The 996-nt window shown below is 71.1% G+C and carries 1 protein-coding gene; it reads left to right on the top strand.

Annotated features, from left to right (window positions below; genetic code table 11):
- Window positions 1-996: sugar ABC transporter ATP-binding protein (locus U4012_RS35540; RefSeq protein ID WP_321804543.1), on the top strand; the 996-nt coding region annotated here is incomplete at its 3' end.

Raw genomic sequence — 996 nt, forward strand, 5'->3', positions numbered from 1 at the left:
ATGTCGCGTTCTGAGTCCCCCCGGCCGCTGCTCGAGATGCGCGGCATCAGCAAGACCTTCCCGGCCGTGCGCGCGCTCGACAACGTCAGCCTGACCGTCTATCCGGGCGAGATCCATTCGCTGATGGGCGAGAACGGCGCGGGCAAGTCGACGCTGATGAAGATTCTGTCGGGCGCGTACCGCGCCGACGCCGGCGGCGAGATCCTGATCGACGGCGCGCGCATCGACGTCGACGGCCCGCTCGCCGCGCGCGATGCCGGCGTCGCCGTGATCTACCAGGAGCTGTGCCTCGCGCCCAACCTCACCGTCGCGGAAAACATCTACGTCGGCCGCGAACTGCGCCGCGGCAACCGTCGCTGGGGCACCATCGACCGCGCGGCGATGGCGCGCGGCTGCCAGGACGTGCTCGCGCGCCTCGGTGCGCCGTTCGGCCCCGACACGCTGGTCGGCACGCTGTCGATCGCCGAGCAGCAGCTCGTCGAGATCGCGCGCGCCGTGCATACCCGCGCACGCATCCTCGTGATGGACGAACCGACGACGCCGCTGTCGTCGCGCGAGACCGAGCACCTGTTCGGCCTGATCCGCCAGCTGCGCGAGGAGGGTCTCGCGATCATCTACATCAGCCACCGGATGGCGGAGATCTACGAACTGTCCGACCGCGTGTCGGTGCTGCGCGACGGCTCGTACGTCGGCACGCTCGAGCGCGCGTCGCTGTCGGCCGAGCGGCTCGTCGCGATGATGGTCGGCCGCGACATCTCGGGCTTCTACAAGAAGGAACACGCGCCGTACGATCCCGGCCACCTGCTGCTGTCGGTGCGCGACATCGCCGACGGCGAGCGCGTGCGCGGCTGCAGCCTCGACCTGCATGCGGGCGAGGTGCTCGGCATCGCCGGGCTCGTCGGCGCGGGCCGCACCGAGCTCGCGCGGCTGATCTTCGGCGCGGAGCCGCGCACGCGCGGCGACGTGAAGCTGGGCGAGCGCACGTTCGGCGCGCAT

It is taken from the genome of Burkholderia sp. BCC1988 (assembly GCF_905339895.1).
Lineage (GTDB): Bacteria > Pseudomonadota > Gammaproteobacteria > Burkholderiales > Burkholderiaceae > Burkholderia.